This window comes from Flavobacterium sp. SM2513, from assembly GCF_050908145.1.
Taxonomy (GTDB): domain Bacteria; phylum Bacteroidota; class Bacteroidia; order Flavobacteriales; family Flavobacteriaceae; genus Flavobacterium.
Map to the genome: position 1 here is coordinate 2,330,886 of NZ_CP194228.1, position 25,749 is coordinate 2,356,634.

Consider the following 25,749-nt stretch of genomic DNA (forward strand, 5'->3'; position numbering starts at 1 on the left):
AGATAACTGGTAATTGTGTACTAAAAAGGGTTTATTATTCGTAGATTTTTACGTAATCCACTAACATTGTTTGCGGAAAAGAAGTATCACCATTTGGTGCACCCGGAAGATTTCCTCCCACGGCTACATTCAAAATAATGTAAAAAGGCTCGTTAAATACCCATTCTCCAGTAACATCAGCTGGTGTTATTTGGTTATATAAAACATCATCTACATAATAGTTGATGTAATTTTCTCCCCATTCAATTCCAAAAATGTGAAAATCAGTATCAAATCGGTCTTTTATAAGGGAATATGATTTCGTAATTGCACCTCCTCCAGAATAACCCGGTCCATGGAGTGTACCTAAAACTTTTGTAGGTTGATTACCTAGATATTCCATGATGTCTATTTCACCACATTGAGGCCAGGAAACGGTTTCAGAGTTTGCTCCAAGCATCCAGAAAGCAGGCCAAATTCCTTTTCCATAAGGCAATTTTATTCTTGCCTCGATTCTGCCGTACTTCTGTTCTAATTTTCCTTTCGTTAAAATTCGTGCAGAAGTGTAAGAAGAACCCAGTAGTAATTCTTCTTTTGCAGTAATTTTTAACATTCCATCAGCTACAACAATGTTTTCAGGTCTATCCGTATAGTACTGTAATTCATTGTTTCCCCAACCATTATCGCCTGTTCCTATTTCGTAACTCCACAATGCTGCATCTGGAGCTCCGTCTATACTAAATTCCTCCTCCATTACTAGTTTAGTTTTCGTAATAACGGTTTGTTTTTCGTCAGTAGAGCAGCCTGAAAGTGCTAAAAGTACGCTTGTAAAAAGTACGCTTATTTTAATTATATTATTTTTTTTATTCATTTTAATTTTTTTAAAGGTCTTCACCTTAATTAATTATAAAAATATATGTTGTCTACATAAATAACTGACGCATCTCCACCTTCTAAAATTAATTGTGCTAGGTGAGTTCTACTTGTAAGATTTGGCATTGCCGAAAAAGGGATGTCAATGGAAATCCAACTCTGAGAAACCACGGCTGTAGGAGTACTGGCTGTAAAAATGGTAGAATGTCTCGTGTCATCGCCTCCACCAAAAACACCGTCTGCACCAAAGTCTACTACTAGAACTCTAAGTTGTCTTCCTGGAGTAATAGCACCTGGAATAAAAGCATCTAAATGAACTCCGGTCATTGCTGCAGCATTGATTGTTGGGCTACTAAATTCAATACCCACAAAATTGAAAATCGTATAGTTTAGAACATTGTCATTCCCTACAGAGAAGTCATTTGAAACTGTAGTTTGCCAAGGAGCCCAGTATCCGTTGTAATAATTTACGGGCACATTGTTGTAGGCATCTGAAAAAATTGAAATTACATTAGCAGGATTTCTGGTGGGTGTTGGAGCATTGATATAATTTCCAGCACAGTTGATTGTTAAACTCCCCAAGACGGTTATATCGCCAAAATTTGCTGTAATAACAGAAATCCCTGGACTTAATGAAGTCACTGAACCAAGTTCATCTACACTTGCAACGCTAGGATTTGAAGACACAAAATCCAGGTAAGCGGGGCTGATGCTTACAGGTTGATTTACTCCATTGGCTAAATTGAAGGTAGCTTGAATCCCTTCTACACCCGAACTAACTCCGACAAATGTACTTTCAGAAACGTCTGTTCCATTCATAATAGATATTTGTCCGTGTGCTACTGTACCTAATTTTTCAAATTTCAATTCGTCAATCCAAACAGTATAACCTCCTCCATTAGTTCCGTTTGTTCCCATAGAATATCTGAACATTCCTCTTTCCTGCAAAAGTTTAGAAGCATTAGGTATTGGAATTGTGTATTTTGTCCAACCAGTTCCTACACTAACGTTTCTCATAGTAGTAATAAATTTATTGTCTAAGAAATCTTCTCCAAAACCAAATTCGGCAACGGTAACTCCTTGAGAAGCTTTTGCCCAAAAAGTTAAAGCATCAAATTCGGTCAAATTTCTTCCGGCTCCATCAATTCTAAATATACCTCCAGCATAACTACCCAGTGGATCAGTCGCGTTAGGAACATCTAGACGAATAGAAGCATTTGAATTGTATCCACCAGTTCTATCAACGGAGAATGCCGTAAATTTTGAATCTCCATAAGGAAGGTAAAAATCGCTTCCCAAAGCAATAAAATCATCTGTAAAAATTTCGCCTTTTTTAGAGAATGTTGCCGGTGTCTTGTCATCGGTCAATTCACGTTCGCAGCTGAAGCTAGTACACATTACCACAAAAAGTAGCAACATGTTTTTCAAATAATTAATTTTTTTATTTTTCATTTTCACTTTATTTTATAAAATTATTTTCCAATGTTTATGTGAATGTACGTACGAATTTCCCATTCAGACCCATTTCCAAAACCCACTGGACTAATAGTTGGCACAGCTGGAAATGTATCTGCTGGTATTGCATTAGGGGCGTATCGTCCTCCAGAGTTTTGGTCTAGTGAACGCCATATACCCATGATTCCAATTTTAGTATTAGGCAATATAAACCAGTCTGGTTTTCCAACAGAAGTTGAGATGTCTAGTGCTGTTTGAAGAGGAAAGGTGATGTTAAAATCTCTGTGGTAATCAAAAGGTCCCCAATCATTGAATTTTATTGAGCTTGTTACTTTTACCTTTCTGTAAATTACCCGAAAATCTCCACCCGCTCTGTTAATTGTTCGGTCAGAATCACCATTTGCTTGACCATTTCCAAAATAAATATTTGCAATAAGTCCAAAATCAGGAGAAACTTTCGAAACTACTCTAGTATTTGATTCCCACAAATCTTGAGCTGGTGCTGATTTTTCGAACGCAAAAAGTGAACGATTTGCTAAAAATCCGATTGCTGCATCTTGCGTAGTAGGTAGATGTCTAAAAACAAAACCTGAACTTATCGCAAATTTTGCATCTTCCGCTAAATCATTATCCCATTCATACATCCAAGTTGCAGGTGTTGGATCGTAAGTTAGCAACAATTCTCCGCCTAATGTTTCTCTATTCGCTCTTACTACAAAAGGATCCACTAGAATATTTCGCAATCTTCCGGGTGCATCTACACCATTTGGCATCGCATCTATCAAGGGTTTTTGCCAAAGAAAGTTGGGTGCGATTTGAAAATCTGAATTAACATTATAAGTCAATCCTGCTAATACGTTAGTTTGATTTCCGCTTCCGCTATCCTTTAATCTCCAACCCGTAAATGTTTGTGTATTATCTGCACCGCCGTTAGCTACTAATCCCATAATTGCACCTTGCGTATAAACATTAAACCTGCCTTTTGAGAAGGTTATTTTCGCTTTACCACCCCAATTGTCCCGTCCACTTATTTTATTGTTTTCATTTGCAACTCCATTATCATACACTATAAAAGAACTTCCATTTAAAGGTTTACCAGCCCAAATACCACCTAAAACAAATCCAAAATCACCAAGCGTTTTTTCTACCACAAATGTGGCTCTTTCCGTTGGCCATGCAGGAATTACACCACTTCTAACTTGGCTTTCATTTAAGATACGTCTTCCGCTTGCGTCATAATTTATAGAGGTATTGAGGTCTCTATGGTAGATTCCTGCCACGCTCCAAGAACCAAAATTTTTGCCATACTTAAGCAAAGTTGTAGGGTTAGCTCCCCACCAAAGCTGTGGACCAAAAGCCGCTTTAAATCCATTTAAACTACCTTTTCCGTCAATTTCTAAACCTAAAGTTTCTCCATTGTAAATGTCTAGATTAGGTCCATAATTGGCCTCAGGATATAAACCAAAGAAATCACCTTCATATCCCCAATGGTAATGACCTGTTCTGTAAAATCCTCTTAAATCAAAATCCTTTTCAGTCCAGGTATAGGATGCACTATAAATTTGAACTCTATTCGCATCATTGATTATTGTAGGACCGTCTGGTGTAGAAACTGTTTGCGGTCTACCTCTGTTTTCATAGAAGATTTCGTTTATTGGATTTTCTGCAACTCTTCCTAAAATGTTCACATTTACGTTCGCTTTCATATTCGGTGCTGGATTTCCCTCAATACCCACATAATAGGATTCCATGTGATCAAAACCTGTTTGGTTTGGATACGCATCTGGATTAAGCGGATCAGCAGTTTCTGGAGTAGTTAGCAAACTACCTCCTGTACTGAAGGTGGTGAACTCTGCTCTTAAATTACTAATTTTTAATATATCACCACTAGTTCCACCCATTGCTGCTTTGTCGCCTCTGGCCCGTAAAACGGCATCCATGATATTAATAGCTGCAAAAGAAGTTTTTAAAGTTTCAGGAGTAACCCCTGCCGCATAAGGGTTTATTTTATGCACTTCTTGTAATGCGTAATATGCAGCTCTTGGATATAATTCGTAAAGGCCTCTTGAATTTACGGGTCCTTTCGCGCATATACCAAACCACTCCTCGTTCATGTTGTTTTGTCCAACTCTATAATCTATTCCGTATCCTCCATTAGACCAAGAGGCGTTGTTGTCATGTACATTTAAATTTTTGGTTTGTCCAAATTTCCACCAGCCGTCGCTAAATTGAAAAGTAAAACCACCAATTGCATTTCCGGCTTTACCCATACCTGCTGCATTAGCATAAATATCTTTCCAATTTTCTACATCATAGTAGGCTTGCGATTTTTGATCTTCTTGATTCTCAATTGTATTAAATGCATCAGCACCAAATTCTGTAAGCAATAATGGTTTATTAAAGTCCTTTTTAACTTTGTCAAAGGCATCTGTAAAATTTACACCTCTATACATATTTACACCTAATATATCGATATCTTGACATTCTGCAACAATGATATCCAGAAACAATAAATCACCATTACATATTGCCATAGGATGAGATTTGTCAATGGCTTTCATTGCTACAATGGCTTTATTGAAAACCTTGTACATTGCCTCAGCTCTAGCTGTGGATTTTCGATTTTCAACAGGAATGTCTTCAGTTTCAGCACCATCCCAAAAAAGGCCATAATTGTTTTCATTACCTAATAAAAATAACAAAACTCCAGGAGTATTTTTATATTCCTGGACCATTGAAACGGATTCCGAGATAAGTAAAGCTTCTGTTTTAGAATCAGAATATTCTGTATTAGGTATCCATTTACCACCTACATTGAGGCCGTATCTTCCAAATGAATAATTTAACATGGTATAGATACCATATTTTTCGTAGATGTATTCAATCCATTGTGGTGGAACACCTGTATATTGTCTAACGGCATTGATTCCCATGTTTCGGAGCATAGACATTTCTGTATCTAATGCGGCTTTAATTACGTCATCAGACTGTTTCCACAGGCTATAATTATAGTTGGTGCCAATTGGGAAGTAATCCCAATTCATTCCATTAACTATAAAATCTTTTCCGTTTACTTTAAGTTTCATTTGTGAATTATTCACATCTACAAATACTTTTTCTGTTTGCGAAAAAATGCTTTGTGAATAACACCATAAAAGGAGTAATAAAATAATTTTTTTCATTTGGTTTTGTTAGTTTAAATAGAAGATTAAATGAATTATACAAAAACTTGGTATTTAATTTTTTGATTTGATAAAAATAGTAATGCGTAATTACATTATTGACAAATTAACCTCAACAAAAAACATACGGGTCGTTTTGTTAAAAATTAAACATAACATATTGATAATAACATATTGATTATTAGCTAATTGATTTTTTATTAGAAATGTATTATTCTTAAAAAAAACTTAATAGTCAGACCTATGTTGTAGTTATGTATAGGTAAAAAAGTTATTTATTTATAATTAAATATATAATATATACTCGACTAAACCTTGTTCATGGTCTAAATCCATTTTTTTACGCAAACGATATCGCTTTATCTCCACGCTTCGGACGGAAATATTCAGTAATGGGGCAATTTCTTTAGACGATAAATTTAATCTTAGGTAAGCACAAAGACGTAAGTCATTAGGAGTTAAAGAAGGATGTATTTGTTTTATTTTCTTTAAAAAATCGGTATCAGCATTATCGAACGCCTCTTTAAAAACGGTCCAACTGTTTTCTTCTGTAATGTTTTTGGTAATAGTTGAGATGACTGATTTAATATTTCTAGGCGAATCTCCTGTAGAAGACTGTTTTAAATCATTTTTTATTAACGTTAAAAGCTCGTCTTTTTTAATTAAACTCATCGTAGAAACAGCTAGCTCTCGCTTTTTATTATTCATGTCACTAGATAACTGTTCATTTTTTAATTTCATTAATTGCTGTTCATTTTCTAATGCAGCGATTTCTAATAATAGATTATTTTCTTCTATTAGCTTCCCCTCTTTTTGTTGGTAATATCTTTTGTAAGTTCGATGTATGTACATCGCTAATATGAAACTTAAAACAAAATAAATAATTACAGCAAAATTTGTTGCATACCAAGGTTTATTGATTGTAAAACTATAAGTAGCAATGTTTTCAGGAGTTGAATTAGCTATTTTTGCTCTTACTTTAAAAACATAATCTCCAGGAGGTAAATTTTTGTAAAAGGTAGCCGTTTTGGATGACCACGAACTCCATTTTTCCTGCAAGCCTTCAAGTAAATACTGATATTCGGTGTAAATATATTTATTGTACTCAGGAACGGTATAATTAAAAGTTACGTTATTTTCAGCATGATTTAAATTACCAACTTCTTTGATAGAGCAGTTAAAGGGTTTTTGATCTAATTTATTAAAAGCAATATTAGTAATGGATACGCTATTATTTTTAAACTGTAAGTCGTTCGTATTGATTGTATAGTAGCTATCTGTAGTTCCAATCAAATAGGTGGAATTTGAAAGGTGTGTTATATTTTCATAACCAAGCATAGAATTACTTAAGGAAGAAGATATCGGTATGGAGTGAAGTTTTAATTGATCACTAAGTTTACTACTGGTAAAATAGTTGATATAATTTTTTGAAAACAGCCACATCTTATCTGAATCATCGACAATTAACTTCCCAGAAGTAAATTCGTCAGTGTCAAAAACGGTGCTTAATACCTTGTCTATTTCAAACGTATCTGTCTTTTGGTCCAGTATGTAAATCCCTTTTTTATTTGCATAGTAAATGTTATTTTTAAACTTTGTGAGGCTAGCATTTTTTCCCTTAGTAGGATTTTTAAACGTTTTAAATTTAGTTGCCTTTGTAAATGCATTATCTAAATGAAAAGTAAAAACTCCCTTATATTCATGACTTATATAAACATCATTATTGTTAGTTATTTCAAAATGTTTCGACGAATAATCAAAGCCTGAAATTTTATTTTTAAAGAACCATTGATTGTTTTTTTTCTCTAATACTGATATGCCTGAATAATTACCTTGTAACAGTACATTTTTTCGACCTGGAACAATTTCAAATTTCCAAGTTCCCGATGAAGAGTAAATTGAAGAGGCTCGGTCATTATCAATGATAAATGTTCCTGAATCATGTCCACAAAATAGCGTTCCTTCATACTCAAATATGGACCATACTTGACCTTTTGTTCCATTTACTAAACGAAAGGAGTCGGTCGAGTTATAATTTTTATAAAACAAACCTTGATTTGTTCCTATGTATAATCGCTGCCTGTAAAGTAGGGAAGTATACACGGTTCCTAAAAAACCAGTAGTGTCCAGATAGCTTCTAATGGGCGACTGCAGGTTGATATAGTTAATGCCATTATCTAATCCAATCCACAAATTTTTGTCAATATCTTCAAATATAGATAAAACAGTGTTATTGCTGATGCCATTGTTTTGAGTAATATGATATATAAGTTCGCCGGTTTCCGATAATATAAAAATACCGTTAGAAACGGTTCCCACGGCAAATCCTCGGTCAGATAACTGTTTACAACTGTAAACGCTACTATTAGCGATTTGCGTATTAATTTCAGAGAAATAGGGTTCGAATTTATTATCTATAAAAGTATAAAATCCATTAATTTGCGTTTCAAGAAGTAGACCTTGGTCAATATAAAAAATCGCTACAATTTTATTGTTAACTACAATAGAGTTATTTGATGCTAACTTACTTTTGCCATTTTCAATTTCAAATAATCCTTCATTTGTTACTTGGTAATACAGCGAATTATTGGCTTCAAAGGCTTTTAGAATTTGATTTTTAGGCTTGATTATAGAGAAGGTATCTTTTTTAGTATCATAAATATAAATCTGATCTAAAGATTGAAAAATAATCCATTGGTCATAAGTAAGAATATTCCAAAATTGCTCATCATCAATAATTTTGCTTTTAATTTTTGAACTTAGTGATGTATATTTCAGCTGGTTATTTGGTTGTCTTGTCCAAAATCCAAATTCCATGTAACAACCTGTGTAAATTTTGTCTCCAACAACTTTTACAGACCGCATTATAGTTTCATTAGGAGACGGATAAAGTGTCCATACAGAGCCATTGAACTCTAATAAACCTTCATTATTTGCAAAAAACAAAAAGTTGTTTTTATCTTGAGAAATCATCCAATTTTGACTACCTGCATCATATACGTTTTGCGTATATTTTACAATTGGAGGTAATTCTTGGCCGTAACCCAGTATGCTAAAAGCAATACAAAAAAGTAGCAACTTTACATGAATTTTACAAATGTGCATTTATTTAATGATTTATTTATAATTTGGATTTAAAGATAGAGTTTATTTATTCTATTTTTAAATGAATAAACTAAAAATTTTATTTTAGCAGATGATATTTATAAAGTAAAATTAGTTTTTTTTGATATAATTAAAAAAGGCACGAAATTGCTTTCGTGCCTTACTTTAATTCAGTTTATTAGAGTTTATTCTTTAATAAATTGTTTTTTGATAACTTCATTTCCAACCTGTGCAGATAATATATACACACCGTTAGGTAAATTACTTACGTCAATTGATTCTTTATTGTTTCCGCTTTTTTGAGTAGCTACTAATTGACCTAAAGTGTTATGAATAGAAATGTTGTCAAAAGAGAAATCGCTGGAAACATTTAATAAACCTTTAGCTGGATTAGGATACATTTTGAAAGAGGATTTTACAAAATTGTTAGTTCCAAGTACCGTGTTTTTGTGCAAATATAAGTTGTCGTAATATACAGTGCCCAAATCAGAAGTAATAATAAACTGTACCAAGTCATTTCTATTTGCGCCATTAACAGGAGCAAAAGCTGATAAAGGAACATCTATTGAATACCATGTTCCTGGGTTTGGATTAGTTAAAAAGTTTGAATTTGTGATTGAAAGTTCAATAGCGTTTGCTTCTTGAGTTCCGTTATTCCAATTCGAAAACTTTACATTAAAACTTTTGTCTAAAGTTGCAGTCTCAGTCCAAAAGTCAATATGGAAATGTGTAAAATTAGTAGCATCAAATCTTCCAGCTTGAAATGCAACTCCTTCGAAACCTAAACCAGTAACTTTGTTTGTGTCGTTTCCTACTACTGAAACCAATGTTGTTGAAGCAGGAGACCAAGTAGTGTTGAAAGAATCTACGTCGCCTGAATAACCAATTGTTGAAATTGGTGCGTATGCATTACTAAAAATAGACCGTACATCTGAAGCAGCTCTTGCAGGAGGAGTTGGTGCTGCGGTAGTTGGTGCTGCAAAAACAGGTTCTGCTCCAAGTGGTCCTTTAATATTATCTATATAAAAAGTACGTTCTGGTGTAGGAACTGTTGGATTAAAGAATGCTACTGCACCAGGAGCCCAATAGGTATGTATTACAAAACCACTGTATGTTCCATTTGCAAGTGCTGCTTGTCCGTCCAATGAAGTATTAAATGTAAATGAAATTGTTTGCCATGTACTTCCACCTGTATGTGAAGCAGCAGCTGCAACTTGAGCTGGACCTCCAACACCTCCAGTAACTTTTACTAAAAATGTAATAGGTGAGTCCGAAAAAACATCCATCGTCATCGTTTGCGTATTCGACAAATTCACTAAAGATGTTAAATTTAAATTTGTTCCTTGCCAAGGTTCGCCAGTTGGATTACCAACCATTTTAAGCACTTGCGTCGTGTTAGTTCCAGTTCCAGCTTCGATTGTTGGGGCAGGTGCGCCACCAAAAGGTTCAGCGACTATACCACCGCTTTCTCCAGTTTCGAAACCCAATAAAAGATCTTGAGAATATCCAAATGAAAAAGTCAAAAGGATAAATAGTAGTGTAATTTTTTTCATGATTAATTATTTTACGTGTTAGTTTAAGTTTCAAATCTACATTTTTTTACTTCAAACTATTTCGGTTTCGTAATATAAAAACTATACATCAGTTAAACCTTCGAAAACGATTGAATTATTGTAACTAAAAGCTTTCTTTTATTTCGTAACATATTTATTATTTTTATAGAATAATTTTTTTGTTGTAGTAATGTTGAGGTAAAATTAAGATGTTATACAGCCTTGGACCTTAAATAAAAGGCTAATTATCAGATTTTTCAACTGTGGCGTCACTATAATTATCTTGTCCCAACAAATTAGCTTGATAATAGTATAGTTTATCATTAAGTAAGATCCTGAATCGCTATCATAATTTATTGTAAGTTGATTTTAACAAGATTATTGCATTTTGATAAATTCAGACTGTTTGTATGTTGAATTTATTTTGAAATAGAGCTACCACGTATATTAATTTTAGAGAAGCATAAAAATAGTGCGCGTTTTGCAAAACACATTTTTCGGGTCATCACGACGAACAAGAACCTTGGAATTTTGATGAGGTAGTGAATTGATATCACTCGTAAGGTTATAGAATTGCGTTAACAATTACTGCCTTATTTATAAATCATGTTTTGCCAATATGTCTACGATGGAATTTTAATATTAAAATCGGTGATTTATTTTGAGCAAGCGGATACACAAACTCGTTTTCGTACAGATGATTTCATTTTTAGGAATCAAATTTTAGCTTTCCTGATTCTAGAATCAAATGATTAAGGAAGAAAAATGGATTTTCAACATGGAAATTGGTTCTACTTCTGGAAAAATAAATTGGTAAAGGAAACAAGGAAGTGTTGGTTGCCACTGATTTTGACAGAATTCTAATTTAAAGGAGAAGCAATTATTCAAAAATATCCGATACAACAATATGTAAGGGAAATTGAATCACCTGAATTATATTTAAAACATATATTTCAAGTTAGGAACGGGAAAATCTTATGTTTATGAAGTTGCTATAGATAGGTATGAATACAATAAAGGAAGATGTAGTTGCAAAGCATTACCTTTGAACGTTAAAGAAAATGAGCTTTTTTTACGTAATATAATTAGACAAATTTTGAAACGCAGTACCAAAACTTTAAAATAATGTAAAAGGATTGCTATTTAAAGTTAAAGTATTGAGATTGATAACGAAATCATAATTTTTGATGAATATTCGTTCGCAGTGAAAATTGTTGGGTTGTAGATAAAAATTTTAGTGAAATACATTTTATTGGTTTATAATTGAAGTTATCAACTAAAGCTTATTTGCATAAAATGTACTTAAGATTACATTACAGATAATGGAATTTTATATGATTTTATAAACTATGAAAAACTTTGTAAGAGCTCTATCGGCAAAGGTAAATGTAAAATTCTTTATCTGAGAATTGATTTTTTTTCCATGTATCTAATTTGTATCGTTTACTTTGCGGCTTAATGTACAATTTGAATAGGTCTAAAACCAAAAAAGCCTGTAAATTATAAGATTTACAGGCTTTTGAACTTTAATAAAGTTGATTTTGTGGAGTCGGGGAGAGTCGAACTCCCGTCCAAACAAGCAACTAAAAGGCTTTCTACACGCTTATTTCCTGATTGAGTTTTCGATATTGAGGTGGGCCAGGAACAGCCATTCAATACTTATCTTCTTTAGTGTCAAAACAGCGCCAAAGCTTCACCGTTTCTAGGTTTATTTTTACGGTTCTCCTTAATAGAACGCCACAAACCAAGGCTTTCAAGGAGAATCCAGCTTTCCTATCTAATAGGAACTTGGCGTAATCGTACTATAATTCGGATTATGCAGCTAAAGCGTAGTTATCTTCGCCGTGTAAATGTTTTGAAACCTTTTATTTATGAGAATTGTCCCAGTTCTCAACGTGCTTACATTTCAATTCGACTTGCTGTCAAAACCAGTCGACCCCATGTTTCTACTTAATTTTTACCTAAAGTAGACTGCAAAGTTACACTTAAATTTAAATTTAAAAACCTAATTCATCTTTTTTTAACTTTAATGGATAATCGCCAAACAAGGTCGCTAATAAAAATGATTTATAAGTCATTGTGGTATACTTATTTGATAAGGCGATTATAATTACATTCTCATCTCTCAAATCTACGTAGGATGTGGTGTTTCCGTGCCACCAACCATTATGGTAAAAAAGTTGTTTGCCGTCATTCCACTCCATCATTCGAATACCTAAACCATAGTTTCTCGTTCCCCGCTTTTCATAACTGTATCCTTTAAATACTTCATCTACTAAATCAGGAGTCAGGTAGTCTTTAGAAGCAACTGCTTGCTGAAATTTTAGTAAATCTCTCGGTGTAGAATAAATATTTTTATCACCATATACCGTTTCTAAATGATTCAATTCATGTTTGCGGTAATTGCCTTTGTACGACTGGCTTTGATTTTTATATTCCGTGGCATAATCAATTACAAACGTGTGGTCCATTTTCAAAGGTTTGAAAATGATTTTCTTCATCGCCTCTCTGTAAGTCAAACCTGTTACTTTCTCAATAATTAAAGCCAACATTGCATAATTCGTATTGCAATACGCAAATCTTCTGTCGGTGCTGAAATCTAGTGGTACGTTATTTTTTATAAATTCGTCTAGAATATCTTGATTAGTCACTTGTTTGCTATGGTCCCAAATTTTTGTATCATCAAAGAAGTATGCATAATTTTTCAATCCACTTCTGTGATTCAATAAGGTTCTAACAGTTACTTCCGGATAAGGAAATGTTGGTAAAACTGTAGTTACTTTCTGGTCCAATTCTAGTTTTTTAGCATTCACTAAAATCATAATCGCAGCTGCTGTAATTCTTTTGCTAACTGAAGCTAAGTGAATTGGCGTATTGATATCAATTTCTTTTTTAGTATCGAAATTGCTGTATCCTGAGTATCTTTCAAAAATAATCTGCCCATCTTTTGCGACTAATAAGCCACCACTAACGTTGTTTTTGTCCCAATATTTCTTGTAAAATAAATCAATTTTACGTCTATTTTCGGCAACATAATTTGGCACAAGTTTTTTTTGCTTCTCCAAATTTGGAAGTATATGCGGAAAAGTATCTATGGCAACCGCTGTCTCTTTTTTAATGGGTTTTTTGTCCTCTTTGCAGGAAATTAAAGAAAATAACAAAATTAGGAGCGTACTATAAAGGTAGGTGTTGAATCTGTTCATTGGGAAAAATGCAAAAGTGCAAATGTAAATAAATATCATAGTTTTACAGGTGCTATTTTGGAAAAGATTAGATTAAAAGCCTGTTAAAAAACGCAAAACTTTGAAAACCAGAGTGCCACTTATTTCACTATTATAACATAGTTTTTTTCGATACAAAAGATTGCTAACATTTGTATTTAAGGTTATATTTGGGGCAATTATAATAAAATACGTAAAATTCTCAATTTAAGCGAATTTAAAATACGACAGTTCTTTTTTACAGAATTTTACCACTAAAAAATACAACTATAATGAAATTTGGAATCATAAAAGAACGAAAAAATCCACCTGATAGAAGAGTAGTTTTCACACCTGATGAATTACTTCGTTTCAAAAAACAATTTCCTGATGCTGAAATTGTTGTCGAGCGTTCGGACATTCGGGTTTTTCCAGATGAAACCTATGAAGCTTCAGGTTTTGAAATGTCAGATGATTTAAGTGATTGTGATGTTCTTTTTGGTGTTAAAGAAGTGCCTATGGACGCTTTGATACCCAATAAAAAATATTTCTTTTTTTCGCACACGATTAAGAAGCAACCCTATAATCGGGCACTTTTGCAATCGATTTTAGAAAAAAAGGTCGATTTGTATGACCACGAAACCATCGTCGATGCAAATAATAAGCGACTAATTGGTTTTGGACGTTACGCAGGAAATGTTGGCGCTTACAACGGAATTAGAGCATTTGGATTAAAGTATGATTTATTTCAATTGCCGAAAGCAGAAACATTAAATGGCAAAGCGGTTTTAGTTGAAAAACTAAAGCGTTTGGTTTTACCTCCAATAAAAGTGGTACTTACAGGAAGCGGTAAAGTAGGTATGGGTGCTAAAGAAATTTTGGATGCCATGAAAATGAAAGAAGTTTCTCCTCAAGATTTTTTAAACAAGAAATATGATTCGCCGGTTTATACGCAAATAGAAGTGGGCGATTATTACAAGCGTCTAGACGGTGGTGCTTTTGTAAAAAGTGAATTTTATAAAAAACCATCTGATTTCACTTCTGATTTTGAGAAATTTTCTCAAGTAGCGGACGTATTTATTGCAGGACATTTTTATGGAAACAACGCTCCGTATATTTTGACAAATGATATGTTGAAATCAGCAAAGAACAACATCAAAGTTGTAGCTGATATTTCATGTGATGTTGATGGTCCAGTAGCTTGTACCATTAAGGCATCCACAATTGCAGATCCTGTTTTTGGTTATTTGCCAAGTGAAGCAAAAGAGGTAGACATGTTTCATCCTGGTTCTATCGCTGTAATGTCAATTGATAATTTGCCATGTGAACTGCCAAAAGATGCTAGTGAAGGTTTTGGCGAAATGTTTATGAACCACGTTATTCCTGCTTTTTTCAATGACGATAAAGATGGAATTTTACATCGTGCTCAAATTACCGATAAAGGCAAACTAACGGAAAGGTTTAGTTACCTCCAAGATTTTGTAAATCAAAAATAAGTTCTAAGTCCTTCAGAAATGAAGGATTTTTTTTGTTCAAAACGCACCAATTTTTAAGAATGAAAGTGTCGCAAACGTTTTCGTTGAAAATAAATTGAAATTCAGTTGTACAATAGTTATTTATCATAGATATTTATAAAAATTTTAAGATATATGAAGTTTGTTCCTGTATTTTACTTGAATTTTTGTGTACCAATTCCTTGTTTTTATTTCTATAAATTATGTTATGACTACTGAACAAAACAAAACCAATTATCCAGCTCTTTATACCTTAATTACCGTTTTCTTCTTTTGGGGATTTATCGCTGCCGGAAATAGTATATTTATTCCATTTTGTAAAAGTTATTTTTCTTTAGACCAGTTTCAATCACAATTAATTGATTTTGCATTTTACACGGCTTATTATTTAGGAGCGCTTATTCTTTTTGCTTTTGGTGCTTTAAATGGAAAAGACTTGGTGTCAAAATGGGGTTACAAACGAAGTATCGTTTACGGCTTGCTATTTTCAGCTTTAGGTGCTGGAGCAATGATTGTAGCCGTACAAGCGAATGTGTATGCAGGTATGTTAGTAGGATTATTTATAGTTGCTTTAGGATTTTCTTTACAGCAAACAGCTGCAAATCCCTTTGCAGTAATGCTTGGTGATCCAAAAACGGGTGCTTCTAGACAGAATTTAGCGGGAGGAATCAACTCCTTTGGAACTACAATTGGACCAATTATCGTTGGTTTTGCACTTTTTGGGACAACGGCAGCCGTTAGTGACGACCAGATTAAGAATTTAGGTTTAGATAAAGTGACGCTTCTTTACATCGGAGTTGGAATCTTATTTTTAATTGCAGCAAGTGTTTTCTATTTTTCAAAAAAATTACCAACAGGAATTTCAAATGAACCTGTTGAGAAAGCGAATAAAGCACTAACCACTTTAATCATTATGACTGGATTATTAGCGGTTATGTTTGCTCCTGTTTTTAATAGTTACAATTCTGATGAAGCAAAAAAAATTGTTGAACTAGAAAACGTTATTTCGCCTTCAACTACTGAAATCAGGGAATTAAAACACGAGTTGGTACAATTGGAACGTAAAAATACACAAAACAATTCCGTGAATAATTCAGAAATTATTCAAAAAATTAACCTTCTAGAAATTGTAGTAGCACCCAAAATAAAGGAAATCAATTCAATAAAGCATCCATTAGAACAATATCGAATGTACTGGCTTTTCGGGGCACTGGTGGTTATTATTGGCGGATTATTATTTGCAAATTTCAGTGCTAAAAAGAATAATGAAGGTTGGGGAGCGATGCGATATCCACAATTAGTTTTGGGAATGTTAGCCATCTTTACTTACGTTGGGGTGGAAGTTGCCGTAGGAAGTAATTTAGGAGAATTGTTAAAATTGCCAGAGTTTGGGAGTTTTAGTTCATCTGAAATTGCACCTTACATTTCGATGTATTGGGGAAGTTTAATGATTGGTCGTTGGGCAGGAGCCATTAGTGTTTTCAATTTGAGCACTAATAAAAGAATGTTGGCATTAATTATTGTCCCATTAATTGCATTTTCTGTCATTATTGGGGTCAATACAATTGCACAACAAGATATGACGCCACTTTATTACTATGTTTTCTGTGTGTTATTGCAAATTGTTGCGTTTTTTATCAGTAAAAACAAGCCGGCTCGGACCTTGATGTTGTTTGGGTTATTTGGTGTAACTGCAATGGTAATCGGGTTATTTTCTACTGGAACGGTTGCAATATATGCCTTTTTATCAGGAGGTTTGGCTTGTAGTATTATGTGGCCTGCGATATTTTCTTTAGCAATTACAGGTTTAGGAAAATATACATCTCAAGGTTCAGCATTTTTGGTAATGATGATTTTAGGTGGTGGAATTATCCCGCCTTTGCAAGGTAAAATTTCTGATATTATCGGTATTCATGAATCGTATATTATCCCCGTGTTTTGTTTTGTTTACTTGGCATTTTATGGTTTCATGGTAAAAAGGATTTTACAAAAACAGGGAATAGATGTAGATGTTTTAGAAGCGGAAGCTAGTCATTAGGCTAATTAGTTCTAATGAAAAGGCGTGTACATGTACACGCTTTTTTTGTTCAAAATCATAAACTTTAATATCGAGTATGTTTAAACTAATAGTCTTGATAATTTTCAAAAAAATCAACAAGTGCTGATTTTTTTTAGTATAACGGTACTTGAAAGCATAAAAAAAGGTCATTAGAAAAACTAATGACCTTTTTGTATTTCAGGATAACATTTACTTTGCAATTTCTCTCAACTGCTGCAATTTCTCTTTCCACAAATTCATACTTTCCTTATGTCGTTCGATGTTTTTACGAACTTCTACCACAATCGGATTTTCTTTTTTAGCATTTTTGGCACTACTGAAAAATTGGATATTATTCTCTAACTGGAATATTTCATTTTTAATTTCATCAATCTTTCTTATGATAAATATTTTTTCATTTTCCAATCTTCTTCCGTCGTCTTCTCCAGCTAACTGCTCCACACGATTTGAAAAACGTACCATTTCTGATTCTTTTTTACTACCGTTTAACTGTTCAAATAAACCATCAAGCACTTTGTTGAATTTTCCATCGATATGACGTTTGTTTCTTGGAACGCGACCAACCATTTTCCATGCTTCAATATGCGTTTTGATGGTTTCTAAATCTTCTTTGTGTTGACCAATCAGCGTTACCGCTTTTGTAGCTTCCAATAGTTCTTGCTTTTTCTCAAACGCTTGTTCTTCTTCTTGATTGATTTCGCTTCTTTGCTCTTTTAAATTTTCAAAATAGAAATTACAAGCTGCTCTAAATTCTTTCCAAATTTTATCGGAGTTTTTTCTGGGTACATGACCAATCGTTTTCCATTCATCCTGAATTTTCATCATGATTGGAGTTGTCGCTTCAAAATCCGTACTGTCTTTTAACTCATTTGCTTTTTCTAATAAAGCTGTTTTCTTAACCAAATTTTCATGTTGGTCTTTCTTCATATCTTTATAGAAGGCATTCTTGAAAATATTAAATGCCCGAACTGCATTTTTAAAAGTACTCCAGGTTTCTTCATTCCATTCTGCCGGAACTTTCCCTGCATTAAAAAAATCGTTTCTCAATCCTTCAACGATATCCGCTTGTTTAAGCCAAAGAGCATGAGAATCTACCTTGGTTTGAGCTAATTCTTCAATTTTAGCAACAATCGCTTTCTTTATTTCTAAATTAGTTACTTCTCGTTGCTTGATTTCTTCGTTTAATGCATCTTTTCTGTCGTGAATTTTTTTAGTTGCAGCCGAAAATTTATCCCAAATTTCTTCACGATGATCTTTTCCTACTGGTCCAACTTCTTCTTTCCACATGCGGTGTAAACCTTGCAAAGCTCTAAAAGCAACGTTCGTATCCGGTTCTTCTTCCAGAGCTTCAGCACGTTCTACCAACTTTTGTTTCAACTCTAAATTATGCTTGAATTCTAAATCGCGAGCTTCACGATCCAAATGCAGATAATCATAAAAATTTTCTACATGGAAATGATAGTTGTTCCAAACGTGGTTATATTTATCTTTCGGAATTGGCCCAATGTTTTTCCATCGGTCCCTCAATTCATTAAAATGCTTCAAAGTGTCCTGCATTTTTTCTGCCGGATTAATCAGATTTCGCATTTCTTCAACAATCTCTAAACGTTTGTCTAAATTGCCTTGCAAATCGTTTTGCAACTTTTTAAAATGAGCATTTTTCTTTTCTCTATATTGACTATAAGCTTGGTCAAACTTTGTCTTTGCAGGCAAATGATATTCAAATTGCTCTGTAGTTTCAGGATTTTGCTCTAAAAATTCTTCCTTTTTTTCATCAATTAAATGATGGTATTGAGAAAGAAACTCTTTTTTTATATCTTCAATTTGTGTTTTAATCTTGTTAATTTGGTCGAGCTCCAAAAGTTGTTCCATTTCACTAACCAACTCATCCATAGACAAGTTTTCATAATTTTTTATGAGAACTTCACTACTTTCTACTTCATCATCGTCGTCGCTTTGTGTTTCCTCTACATCTTCTGTTTCAGAATCAGGTGTCATTTGATTTGGCAATGGCTCTTCAGTAATCATCGAATCGTTCTGAACTTCCTCAGGAGTCAGTTCAATAATGTTTTCTTCAGTTTCATTTTTAGGCGTTTGCGTTGCCGTAGGCTCTAGTGTTCCATCTGCTTTTGGCAGGTTATCATTCGTCTCGTCTAACATTTTATGAAATGATTAGGGTTTGTAAAAAATTGAATGCGAAAGGTACTAAAGCCTATCAAGAATTCAAAGTAAAAATGTTAAATTTTGTTAATGTGTTTAATCAAGAATTTCACTTAAGTAAATTGATTTGTGGAAACTTATAAAACGAGTTATTTATTCCAAATTTCCCATGCCTTTTCAGCCTGAAAAACCAACATTTGGTATCCGTTTAAGGTTTCAGCTTGAAATTCTTTCGCTTTTTGAAGAAACAACGTTTCTGCGGGATTATAAATCAAATCGAATGCAAGATGTTGTGCAGTGAAAAAAGAGTAGGGAAGTGCCGGATACTCGGAATGGTTTGGATAAGTTCCTACTGGTGTACAATTGATAATTATTGTAAAAGCACTGAATATTTTTGCATCTAATTCTTCGTAAGAAAACTGGTTAATAGAGGGCGTTCTTGAGACAAATTTATATTCAATATTCAGCTCGTGCAAAACATAAGCTATTGCTTTGGAAGCGCCACCTGTTCCAAGAATTAGTGCATTCTTATGGTGTGATTTTAAGTACGGTTTTATGGATTTTTTAAAACCATAATAATCGGTATTGTAACCCTTTAGTTTTTTGTTTTTTGTGATTTTAATAGTATTTACCGCTCCAATTACTAGCGCTTTCTTATTGATTTTATCTAAAAACGGAAATACACTTTCTTTGAAAGGAATGGTAACATTTAATCCTTTTAGATAAATGGTTTCAGATACAACAGATTGCAACTGATTGATGTCCTGAATATCAAAGTTTTCATAAGAAAAGTTGGGTAGGTTTTCCTGTTTAAATTTGTCCGTAAAATACTGTTTTGAAAAGGAATAAACAATGTTCTTTCCAATTAAACCGTATTTTTCAATATCAGAATTTGCCACTCTCTAAATGCTTTTTTATAATGTTTTGTACCATTCTGCGATTCCAAGCTACTGGAAACAACTCTTTCAATAACAAATAATTTTTGCCATTCAATCGCAAGGCATTACTGATGTGAAACTTTCCTTTTTTGTCGTCGCTCAACATAAAATATAATCCTGCGAGACGGTATTCAATTTCAAATGATTCTGGGTAAAATTCTGTCGCTTGCAATAGCGTTTTGACAGCACTTTCAAACTCGTCGGTAAATTGCAATGTATCGACCCAAAACAACCAAGTATCTAGTTCCGTATCGCCAAATTCAACTGCCTTTCGATAACCTAATTCTGCTTCTTCATAAAATTTCATTTCATGATTGATCGCTCCATACCTTTTCCAATATTGGTTGTTTTCATTGTCAATACTCAATGCTTTATTTAAAAACAATAATGCTTTTTTGAAATTTCTTTGACGCAAATAGAAATCAGTTATCGCAATCCAGCCTTTGTCTAATAAAGGATCTTCGTGAACTGTTTTATTATAGAAATCAATAGCTAGTTTCTTATTTCCTAGTCGTTCGTGGCATTTTCCTATTCGCAAATAGGCAAAACTAGTAGGGTCGTCTAATTCGATAGTACGGTGATAGGACGCAATCGCTTCTTCATATTTTTTTAATTTCTCTAAAGTTTTTGCTTTTTCCATAAAAGCGCCTAAAAACTCATCATCAATCAAGGTCGTATAATCAAAAGCTCTTAATGCTTCCTCGTATTTTTTCAAACCGTAATTCAATCTTCCTGACTGGTGCCAAGCGATTTCACTGTACGGATTTTCATTTATATACTTTTCTAAATAAACAATGGCTTCTTCATTTTGCTCAAGAAATTCAAAGCAGTATACGACATTATACAAGGCCGTTTGGTCTTCATAATCTTCTTCAAGACATTTCATAAAGCTTATCTTAGCCTCTTCCAAATTGTCCATAAAAAGATACTCCATTCCTAATAAATTATAAATATCAGCAGTGTCATCGGTATATTCTAAAGCAATTTTTAAACATTCTATTGCTTTTTCGTTTTGATTTTTTTTGGAAAAAATACTCGCTCGTTGAATGTAGATTTCCTCGTTTTGTGGTTCAATCGCTTCAAGTTCATTCAGAAGTTTTTCTGCTAAATCAAGCTTGTCATCGAAAATATACATTTCAACTTGAACAAGTCTTAGTCCTGTAGAATTTGGATGTTGGTCCAAACCTAATTTCAGTGCTTTCTTTGCTAAGGTGGCTTTGCCAATATCGAGGTAATGTAGGATTATTTCTTCAAATTCTTCAGAATCAAAAAAGAGAACTTTGTTGGTTTTCAACATCGACTCAAATTTTGATAAGGATAAATTATAGTCGTCTTCTTCTTCGCTTAAATACATATTTTTATATTTTATGATTAGCTTCTAATAAAATTAAGTATTTTATTTCAATAAAAACTCGAAATACGTAATCTTTTTCAACAATTTACTTAACAATTAGAAGCCTTAATTTGAGCCACTTCATCAAGTGCCTCAAGTATTATTTTGCAACCTTCTCTAATTTCATTTTCTGAGATGGTTAATGGTGGTGTAATTCTTATAGCGCAAGGTTCAAAAAGTAACCAAAATAAGATGAGTCCTTTGTCTTGACATTTCAAAATTACTTGATTTGTAATATCAGCACTTTCGGTCATTGGTGCTAACATGAGTCCACGTCCTCGAACCTCTTTAATCAAAGGATGTACCAATAATGAACGAAATAATTTTTCTTTCTCTAAAGTATCAGGAATCAATGTGGTTTCCGTGAGTGCCTGCAGTGTTGCCAGACAAGCTGCCGCTATGACAGGATGTCCACCAAAGGTTGTGATGTGTCCTAATTTCGGATTGGTAAGTAATTCCATGCGTTCTTTTGAAGCCACAAAACCACCAACAGGCATTCCGCCACCCATTCCTTTTCCAATAATCATAATGTCAGGAACGGCTCCGTAATTTTCAAAGCCAAATAATTTTCCTGTTCTCCCAAAACCAGGTTGGATTTCATCGATAATCAACATAGCACCCATTTCGTCGCAACGTTTTCTAACTTTAATTAAAAAATCATCTTTTGGCTCGATAAAACCAGCACCACCTTGAATGCTTTCTAAAATAATTCCAGCAGTTTTACTAGTTATTTTTTCTAAATCAGCTTCATTGTTGAATGTGATAAAATCAACATCTGGAATCAAAGGACGAAAAACTTGCTTTCGTTCTTCAAAACCCATGACACTCATCGAACCCATCGTGTTTCCATGGTAAGCATTGTGACACGAAATTAATTGGGAGCGACCTGTAATTCTTCTTGCTAATTTTAAAGCACCTTCTGTAGCTTCAGTTCCTGAATTTACAAGATAAACTTGATTCAAGGATTCGGGTAAATGTTGCACGAGTAATTTGCAAAAATCTACTGACGGTTGTTGAGCATATTCGCCATAAACCATCACATGCGAATACTTGTCTAACTGTGCTTTTATTGCGTCGTTTACTCTTTTATTTTGATGGCCCAAAGTACATGCGGAAACTCCTGCAACAAAGTCTAGATAGCTTTTGCCCTTATTATCATAAATATAACTTCCAATCGCGTGAGAAACTTCCATTCCTAAAGGATAAGGAGAAGTTTGTGCTTGGTATTTTAAAAAATCGTCTTTCATTTTTGAAAACTAAAAAATAGTATAATCGAATGGGGTTAAAGGTTCAAAAAGAAAAACTACTTCTTAACTTCTTTTTTCTTGTCGTAATTTAAGGTCTCTTTCCGAATTTCCATCGGTTTGTTTTCCTTAGCGGCTTCACGGTCGTGGTCTTTCTGCATTTCCTTATCTAATTCTTCCTCTTCAGGCGGGAAGATATCGTCTTTTGTTTTGATAATTTCATCGCCACGCCAAACAAAACCTCTTAATCTTCTTGCGTTTTCAGGTAATTCAGCTTCAGGATACATCTGACTTTCTACATTTTTGTAAGAAGTCATCACATCTATTTTATTGTCATCAAAAGTAATATTGATGTTACTGCTAATCTTTTTTTCAATTCCCGTTAAAGTAGAATCATCATACACATAATAAATAGCTTCTGTATTTTTTACTAAATCAATATAATCGAGTTTGTTGTCCTTGAATTTTCCGTACATGTTCAAGCCTTTTGCCTGATTATATCCGGTACCTAACGAATCTCGCGAAATCATAAAAGCATTATTAATTACTTTTAAGGAATCAATTTTTTCGGTTTTATTATCTCCAATTAAATGGATTAGGTCGCCAGTCAATTGATTTTCTCCATTCCAAACTACGGGTCTTCCAATTAACTGTGTCAATGCTTTTAAGGTACTTGAATGGATAGAATCACATTTTCCACTCATATCTGATTTAAAGAATCGAGCATTATTAAAAGCACGAATTATCTGGTTTCCTTTCTTTCCAGTAACCATTAATTTCTTTCCGTGAATGTAAATCGAATCATTTTCAACCAAATTAATCGCAACTGCTCGACCAGTTACCATCATTGAATCTTTTAACTTGTACACTTCCGCATAGTGCCCTTTCACAATTCCATTATTGACGGTATCTGTGATTTTTACTTTTCGTGTTGCAGATGCAAATTCGGTGTTTCGGTTGTAAAAAATACTGTCGCCTTCGATAAGTCGGTCGTCGTAACGTATGTAGGACTTCCGTAGAAAGTGACCTACGTTTTTCTTACTGTCGTAAAAACCTTTCTCAGTGTAAATAAAGTTTTTCTCACTCGTTATCGTTGACGGGCCAAACAAATAAGCATGTCCGGAATTATTATAATAATCAACATGGTCTGATTTAATTGTATATTTTGGATTGGTAATCGTAACAGTAGATAGAAATTGAAATTTCTTTTCACTGGCATAATAGCGACCCGCATTACTTGTTAAGGTGTTGTCCTTGTTGATGATTTTACCAAAACTATTGTAAAAGGCTTGTTGAATATTTCTGTCAAAATTAATCGTATCCGTCGTTAAAGTCATATCAGGAGTTCGCAAAACAGGGCTACCTGTGGCGTATGCTTTCTTTTCATTTCCACTGTATTCGGCGTATTTACTATTCAAAAACAGCGTGTCGCCTTGCACCATTTGAACATTCCCAAAAAGTTTAGCATAGTTTTCTTTCTGAAAATAATAGGCTTTATTACAAGTGATAATCACACCATCGTGGCTAATTCTGACATTCCCTGTTAACAAAGCAGCACCTGGAGCTTCTGTTTCATTTCGGTCAGCAAATTCCGAATATTCAATGATAATGTCTTTTGGTTTTTGTGCCAAAAGAAGCGTGCTTAAAGCTAGGAAGAGTATAGTAAAAAGGCTTTTCAAGTCAGTAAATTTTGCCAAATTTAAGTAAAATGCAGTCAGCTTTCGCTTAATTAAGAAATATTTATAAGCGGTGGATGTTCATAAAAAAAAGCATTTTGAATGTCAAAATGCTTTTTAATATAATGGGTTATTTTAAATGACTTTCAAAAGTCGCATCAAACAAACTTACAAAAGCATTATTTATAGTTCCGTCAGCGTTAATTATCATCGTACGGTGAATTTTATTCACTACCCAATGGTCTTTGACATCGTCAAAATTTTCGACACGGTATTCCCGAATACCACTGAATTTATAATTCTTGAGTAAGCTTTGCCATTTGTCCTGATTCTCGTCAACACAAATACTGATGAATTCATAATCAGGGTGTTTCTGCTCTAAATCCATCACTCGTTTATGTGCGGCAACAAAATGTGATTCTAAGTTTTTAGTCCAAAAGAAAATTACTGTTTTTTTAGTTATGAGTGATTTTACAGAAACAACTTTATTAGTTTCGTCAACTAGATTAGCGTTAGGCAATGGATTGTTCTCTTTCAGCATTTGGATTGCATCTCCAATTTTCTTGATTTCGTTGTGCTGATTTTTATCGGTAGATAAAGAGTGGTATTTGTCTAGAAACTTTTTATTATTTACAATGTTCTGGTCTTCTAATAAATACGTAAAAGCTATATTGTCTAACACCGTATTCTTTATTTTTTCGTTTTTGAAAATAGAATCCGCTATTTGCAACTTTTTACTGCTGGTTAAGAATGCTTTATCCACTTCAGAAAAATCTGTCCAGTTTTCATTTGCACTCAAATTATTCATCATATTGGATAGATACCTTACGAAAGGAGAGAAGTTGGTGAATTCTTTTTTATTAAAATCAATCGTTTTTCGGTAGTCATAAAAGTTTTTCGGTAGTTCTTTTTCAACGTCAGAGCCGCTTCGCATTTGGTGAACAACAGGATACAGTTCTTTCTTGGAATAATGAAAGAAATCGAGCATTGCTTTCGCATATTGGTCAAAATCATCGTTCCATTCAATCGCCGCTTTTTTCTCATCATAAAATTTCTTTTTGGAAGCAAACGCAGAGTCTATTACTTTATCAAATTTAGGTACGTCTTCATCAAAAACACTAAACATAGAACTTCTGTCGTGTTCATTTTTCAAAAACAACTCCATTAGAAAATTATTCTTTTCATCACCGCGACCACAAAAAATTATTGATTCATCAAAATCTTGCGAATTAATACGAACCATCAAGCTGTCATTTTTATCAAAATAGACATACTGGTATTCAGGTTCGTGCTTAAAGGAATATAATCCCGGAGTAAGTGAGTCAAATTTCTTGAAAAATGTATTGTCTGGATTCAGTATAATAGTGTCAAGTACTTTTGAATCTTTGCAAAACAAAATGTAACGGTTGCTGGGATTT

The 25,749-nt window shown here is 33.6% G+C and carries 14 protein-coding genes and 1 other RNA gene; 2 read left to right on the forward strand and 13 right to left on the reverse strand.

The window, feature by feature from the left end:
* Positions 1-34: 34 nt before the first annotated feature.
* From ACQ5J2_RS09790 to ACQ5J2_RS09820, 7 genes are all read right to left on the reverse strand, one after another.
* Positions 35-850 carry a glycoside hydrolase family 16 protein gene (locus tag ACQ5J2_RS09790; RefSeq protein ID WP_432670226.1) on the reverse strand — a complete coding sequence of 272 codons (816 nt, stop codon included), beginning with the start codon at positions 848-850 and terminating at the stop codon, positions 35-37.
* A 29-nt stretch (positions 851-879) separates the two neighbouring features.
* Positions 880-2,304, reverse strand: coding sequence for an Ig-like domain-containing protein (locus tag ACQ5J2_RS09795; protein ID WP_432670227.1), 1,425 nt, complete (start codon positions 2,302-2,304; stop codon positions 880-882).
* Between the two features lie 20 nt (positions 2,305-2,324).
* Entirely contained in the window at positions 2,325-5,489 is a 3,165-nt protein-coding gene (locus ACQ5J2_RS09800; protein ID WP_432670228.1) for a glycoside hydrolase family 2 TIM barrel-domain containing protein, read from the reverse strand.
* Positions 5,490-5,774: 285 nt separating this feature from the next.
* Entirely contained in the window at positions 5,775-8,594 is a 2,820-nt protein-coding gene (locus ACQ5J2_RS09805; protein WP_432670229.1) for a triple tyrosine motif-containing protein, read from the reverse strand.
* A gap of 185 nt (positions 8,595-8,779) precedes the next feature.
* Positions 8,780-10,147 carry a T9SS type A sorting domain-containing protein gene (locus ACQ5J2_RS09810; RefSeq protein WP_432670230.1) on the reverse strand — a complete coding sequence of 456 codons (1,368 nt, stop codon included), beginning with the start codon at positions 10,145-10,147 and terminating at the stop codon, positions 8,780-8,782.
* Positions 10,148-11,688: 1,541 nt separating this feature from the next.
* Positions 11,689-12,087: a transfer-messenger RNA gene (gene ssrA / locus ACQ5J2_RS09815) on the reverse strand.
* Positions 12,088-12,144: 57 nt separating this feature from the next.
* On the reverse strand, positions 12,145-13,389 hold the full coding sequence (locus tag ACQ5J2_RS09820; RefSeq protein WP_432670231.1) for a serine hydrolase domain-containing protein: 1,245 nt from the start codon (positions 13,387-13,389) through the stop codon (positions 12,145-12,147).
* Between the two features lie 251 nt (positions 13,390-13,640).
* Between ACQ5J2_RS09820 and ACQ5J2_RS09825 the strand changes: the two genes are divergently transcribed.
* Both ACQ5J2_RS09825 and ACQ5J2_RS09830 read left to right on the forward strand, forming a co-directional pair.
* Complete coding sequence (locus tag ACQ5J2_RS09825) at positions 13,641-14,843, forward strand: NAD(P)-dependent oxidoreductase (RefSeq protein WP_432670232.1); 1,203 nt, start codon at positions 13,641-13,643, stop codon at positions 14,841-14,843.
* A 226-nt stretch (positions 14,844-15,069) separates the two neighbouring features.
* A complete protein-coding gene (locus ACQ5J2_RS09830) occupies positions 15,070-16,899 on the forward strand; it encodes an MFS transporter (protein WP_432670233.1) in 1,830 nt (609 codons plus the stop codon).
* A 210-nt stretch (positions 16,900-17,109) separates the two neighbouring features.
* Here the strand turns inward: ACQ5J2_RS09830 and ACQ5J2_RS09835 are convergent, their stop codons facing one another.
* From ACQ5J2_RS09835 to ACQ5J2_RS09860, 6 genes are all read right to left on the reverse strand, one after another.
* A complete protein-coding gene (locus tag ACQ5J2_RS09835) occupies positions 17,110-19,080 on the reverse strand; it encodes a DUF349 domain-containing protein (RefSeq protein WP_432670234.1) in 1,971 nt (656 codons plus the stop codon).
* 149 nt (positions 19,081-19,229) lie between these two features.
* Positions 19,230-19,979, reverse strand: coding sequence for a shikimate dehydrogenase family protein (locus ACQ5J2_RS09840; RefSeq protein WP_432670235.1), 750 nt, complete (start codon positions 19,977-19,979; stop codon positions 19,230-19,232).
* Positions 19,966-21,372, reverse strand: a complete 1,407-nt coding sequence (locus ACQ5J2_RS09845) for a tetratricopeptide repeat protein (RefSeq protein WP_432670236.1) — start codon at positions 21,370-21,372, stop codon at positions 19,966-19,968. The genes ACQ5J2_RS09840 and ACQ5J2_RS09845 overlap by 14 nt, the downstream gene beginning before the upstream one ends.
* A gap of 89 nt (positions 21,373-21,461) precedes the next feature.
* Positions 21,462-22,658, reverse strand: a complete 1,197-nt coding sequence (locus ACQ5J2_RS09850) for an aspartate aminotransferase family protein (protein WP_432670237.1) — start codon at positions 22,656-22,658, stop codon at positions 21,462-21,464.
* Positions 22,659-22,714: 56 nt separating this feature from the next.
* Positions 22,715-24,334 (reverse strand): OstA-like protein, encoded by a 1,620-nt coding sequence (locus tag ACQ5J2_RS09855; protein ID WP_432673294.1) that lies wholly within the window; start codon positions 24,332-24,334, stop codon positions 22,715-22,717.
* 127 nt (positions 24,335-24,461) lie between these two features.
* On the reverse strand, positions 24,462-25,727 hold the full coding sequence (locus ACQ5J2_RS09860; protein ID WP_432670238.1) for a TlpA family protein disulfide reductase: 1,266 nt from the start codon (positions 25,725-25,727) through the stop codon (positions 24,462-24,464).
* Between the last annotated feature and the right edge of the window lie 22 nt (positions 25,728-25,749).